This is a genomic window from Chamaesiphon sp. GL140_3_metabinner_50 (assembly GCF_025361915.1).
Lineage (GTDB): Bacteria > Cyanobacteriota > Cyanobacteriia > Cyanobacteriales > Chamaesiphonaceae > Chamaesiphon.
On sequence record NZ_JANYJC010000180.1, the window covers coordinates 1 to 4,475 of the forward strand.

The following is a 4,475-nucleotide window of genomic DNA, read 5'->3' on the forward strand; positions in this document are numbered from 1 at the left end:
TCCCGATGGGGCTATAATTACCGATTTTGGCAACTGGGTAATTAGTCTGACTGGTAAACTTAACGATTGCTAAATCCACTCCCTCAGCCAGCCTAATGTCACTTGGCTGAATTTGATAGCTCTCTTGGTCGTGAGTAATAACTTTAATCCCTGTATGACGTTGCTTAGGTTGTTTATCCGTTGGTGGAGTTTCGAGAACGTGTTTGGCTGTCAGCACGTAGTAAGTATTTCCCTGCTTCGCGACAATTACCCCCGAACCATTCCCCGCCGAATCTTCAATCCGCACTGTCTGTTGACGAGTCTCGCGGTTGAGTTTTGCCATATATCCAGTCGGTGTAACTTGCCGTTGCACCTTGGGAAAATTGTCATAGCCGTACAAGATATTGGCATCGAGTTGAGTCAAGAGATTGTAGACTGGTACGCCCCAGTTTGCTTGGCGATATCGAGCAGCTAATTTGGCGATCGGTTTACTACCATCAACATAGGTATAGTTAGGTAAAATCGGGTAACTGCCGATCGTATTAATCCCTAATAATACTCCGCTACCATCGACGATCGGGCCACCGCTCATCCCCTGCTTGACTTCGGGCGAGTTTTTATCGATCTCATAACCGATTTGTGTCCCATTATCGAGTGGTACATCCGAGAGTTGTGTAACTTTACCCGTACTAATTCGGATTTTATTAGAGTCATACGGATAGCCGACACTGTAAATCGGGCGTGGGCTGTTCAGATCGAGTGGACTACCAGCACTATTGAGATCGGGAAGCGTGTATTTTTTAGTACTGGTAAATTGTAGCAGCGCGATATCGTATTTAGGATCGATCTGTGTATTCGGAGTAAGTTGAGCGGTATGTTTTTGTCCGTCGGTTGTTTGGATCTGAAACTGACGCTCTCGCCCGATAACGTGGCGATTTGTCATCACGAGGTAAGTATTACCTTTTTGGGCAATTAGCACGCCAGAACCGCCATTATTACCATTAATAGCACTCACGCGCACGGTGATTTTTTGAGCGATAGCTTGTACCTCTTGCGGTGTTGGTGAAGGGTCGGCAGCATCGGCGATCCGGTGGGATCGATCCCGATCGACAGTGGTGCGATCGAGTGCTAGATTGGGTGAGTTACTTGGCTGGTGAGCGATCGCGCTAGACATCAATAGTAGTTGCGGCAGGATCGCGATCGGGAGAATCAGCGTTGAGATTAGAGCAGTTTTCATCTTGGTTGTATGCTTGTTATTTTAGCGATCGGCAATCGAGTTCGATTTTAAAATGAAGTAAATTCACATTTGTTAGTTAATGCAATGCGATCGAGTTTATTTCAATAACTCATCGAGACTGACAGGCTCGATCGTTCCCGAACTTTGGGGAACTGGGCCACCCGCACTACCACTTCTAATCCCTTCAATTCCCGCGATCGTCTCTTGAGCCTGTGTCGCATTTTTTAGAGTAAACAACATCGTCGATTCATCGCAAGCTCGATCGCGGCTGGCAACTCCACAGATGATTCCCGCCCCATTTTTCGCTGTGCCAGCAGTAATAAAATGCAATCTCCCTTCAGTCCAAGCTGTTTGAAATTTGGGAGATACTGAATTGCAACGAGATTGAGGCGTGTATTTACCCATCCCAAATTTCCAGCGAATTATCGCTACCGGATCTTTGCGTTCTGATGTCGCCGCAAAAGTGGTCGGCAAGATTTTTTGACTGGAGTTGTCAAAACTTTGACCGCAATAAAACCGCACTTGTTTTTGGTTTGTTTGCTGGTCTGCTCGACTGGGCTGAATTCCTGCCATTACTACACCTAAATTAATTGCAGCAGCTATATATAGACTAGTTTTGATAAAATTCATGTTTTTAAATGTTGTGAATAGTGATGAGATCGAATTTAGAGCGCAATTACATTATCGAGGATGAAGGTGACACGATCCTTTCATCCTCTCTCTAACTATTTGCGGCGAAGTAATGCACGTACATCGACAACCATTTTGCCACCACTACTCTGATAGCCGCCATTGCTGGCAGAGCCTTGGAGACTGCCAGCAATGGCTTCAACTGTGAGACTCGCCGAGCTATAAGATTTGAGCGTAAACAGCATTGTCGATCGATCGCAAGTTGCTTTCTCATCTGCTACGGCGCAGATTATTCCTTGCCCAGTAGCTGTATCCTGACCTGATGTGATGTTAAATCGACCTGCTTGGAATGCTGCTTGAAATTTGGGTGAAACAGTTTCACACCGCTGCTGAGGCGTGTATTTTTTGAAGGCTTCGCTCTTCCAAATTACTAAAACGGTAGGCTCATCTTTCCCCGCGATGCTGACGAGAGTGGCTGGTAAATTGCTTTTGCTGCTGGGATCGGCTGCTTTTCCGCAATAAACCCGTATTCCAGAGGTATCATTTTGAGTGACGGTTTGAGCGGAGGTTGTTTGTGGGCAGATCGCGATCGTCGAGATTGCCAAGCTAGTGACGATGAGAGTCGAAATCGAGTTATTTTTCATAGAAGTAAGATCCCGATAAACGAGCGGTGAAGTTTGCCTGTAAGCTCTCTATCGGGCAAGCTCGATCGGAAAATGCGGCTCGATCGAGTGAGACAATCGATATCTCCAGCACGATCGCCTGTTTCTTTGATTAATTTTGAGAATTGTAATCTGGTCGAGTGATACTGCCAGATCGATCGATCGGCCAAAAACGGGTGGTTGCTTTGCCGATGATTTTAGCTCTCGGTACGAATCCCCAGTAGTGACCATCGTAACTATTGTTACGGTTATCGCCCAAGACGAGATATTCATTCGGGGGCACCTTCCCGTCACGGGTAAGTGCGGTACTACTCCAGTTATAGTTGGGAGCTTCTTCCAAATAGTTTTCGTTAATTACTTTATCGTTGATATAAACTTTTCCTGCTTTGACATCGATGCGGTCGCCTGGCAGCCCAATAATCCGCTTGATAAAAGCATCCTTGAATTTTTCGCGTTCGAGGGCGGCGGTAGGATTGAATACTACGATATCACCGCGTTGGGGATTGCTAAATCGGTAAGTCAGTTTGTCAATTATCAGTCGATCGTTGATTTGCAGCGTAGGGATCATCGCACCCGATGGAATATAACGAGCTTCTGCGACAAATTGTCGGAGCGCAACTGTTAAGAACGGAGCGAGTATGACTGGAATGCCAATAAATCCAGCGATAAATAGATTAATCGCTCGTGCCGATTGTTCTCGACGTATCGGTGCAGAATTGTAAACATTATAAAAAACAATTAGAGCGAGTACGGCTTGCAATAGTTTAGCAAATAAACCACCAATCGGACTCAATAAACCACCTCCAATTACAATGATGATGAAAGTAATAAAAAACAGAATACCAGGTAGCCACTTTTTAAGATAAGCATGTCCTAGCCCAGGGAGGAAATGAGATAAGAAAACAGCCAGCCAAGCATCTTTATTTTGCTTTCTAGCCAATTCAAATTCCTCGGAATTGACACTTCTTGCCGATCGATGGGCATCAAATAGATTCAGAATCGGCAAAAATATTAATGCTAATATTAAAACTGCAACTCCAACTAGAGGATGGTTGCTACCAACGATGAGCCAACCGCCAATACCAATCGAAAGCAAGTAGCCGAACAAAATTGAGTACCCTTTGACTGACTTGCCAGCATAAATTTGTCCGATACCTGGCAACAGCCAAGATAAATTAACTGCAAGCCACGGTTCTTTGTTGCCTGTCTCATTAGTTGATTGTCCTTCGGGTCGATACATAAAATACTCCTAATTAGGGTTGAGTTAAATAAATACATACATACATTAATGCCAAGGCTGTAGATCGCCTCTACCGTTCGATCGAGTGTAGAATCTCTATAGCAACAATCAAGTAAATTAGATCGGGTAGAAGCTATACTTTATTTCTGTAGCTGTTTAATCAATCCGATTATCTTTTGATATAAATCCATCTGATTCTGCTGACGGCATAGCTCTGCTGCTTTAGCTAAATCTACGATCGCCGCTTGTTTTTGTCCTAGTGCTGATTTGATAATGCCCCGACTAATGTAAGCTTTAATAAAGTTAGGATCGATGGCAATCGCCCGGTCGAAGTCATTAATTGCTGCTTGCTTTTGTCCTAACTCTAATTTGGCAATACCCCGAACAAGGTAAGCTTTAGTATCGTTAGGATCGATAGCAATCGCTCGGTCGAAGTCACTAATTGCTGTCTGCTTTTGTCCTAACTCTGATTTGGTAATACCCCGACCAAGGTAGGCTTTAGCGATGTTAGGAGCGATTGCTATCGCTCGGTCGAAGTCACTAATTGCCGCTTGTTTTTGTCCTAACTCCGATTTAGTAACACCCCGACCAAGGTAAGCTTTAGCGAAGTTAGGATCGATGGCAATCGCCCGATCGAAGTCACTAATTGCCGCCTGTTTTTGTCCTAACTCTGATTTGTCATCACCCCGATTACTGTAAGCAGTAGCATTGTTAGGATTAATAGCAA

5 protein-coding genes are annotated in these 4,475 nt (G+C 44.6%); all 5 read right to left on the minus strand.

Translation table 11 applies throughout. From position 1 onward, the window contains the following. A partial coding sequence (locus Q0R35_RS08980; RefSeq protein ID WP_295616411.1) for a trypsin-like peptidase domain-containing protein occupies positions 1-1,216 on the minus strand: 1,216 nt, incomplete at its 3' end. 96 nt (positions 1,217-1,312) lie between these two features. Further along, complete coding sequence (locus Q0R35_RS08985; RefSeq protein ID WP_295616414.1) at positions 1,313-1,846, minus strand: COP23 domain-containing protein; 534 nt, start codon at positions 1,844-1,846, stop codon at positions 1,313-1,315. Positions 1,847-1,941: 95 nt separating this feature from the next. Continuing rightward, on the minus strand, positions 1,942-2,490 hold the full coding sequence (locus Q0R35_RS08990) for a COP23 domain-containing protein (protein WP_295616417.1): 549 nt from the start codon (positions 2,488-2,490) through the stop codon (positions 1,942-1,944). Positions 2,491-2,620: 130 nt separating this feature from the next. Then, positions 2,621-3,748: a signal peptidase I gene (gene lepB / locus Q0R35_RS19520; RefSeq protein ID WP_366944851.1), complete on the minus strand. Its 1,128-nt coding sequence runs from the start codon at positions 3,746-3,748 to the stop codon at positions 2,621-2,623. A gap of 140 nt (positions 3,749-3,888) precedes the next feature. Continuing rightward, the coding region (locus Q0R35_RS09000) for a tetratricopeptide repeat protein (RefSeq protein WP_295616419.1) at positions 3,889-4,475 on the minus strand (587 nt) is incomplete at its 5' end.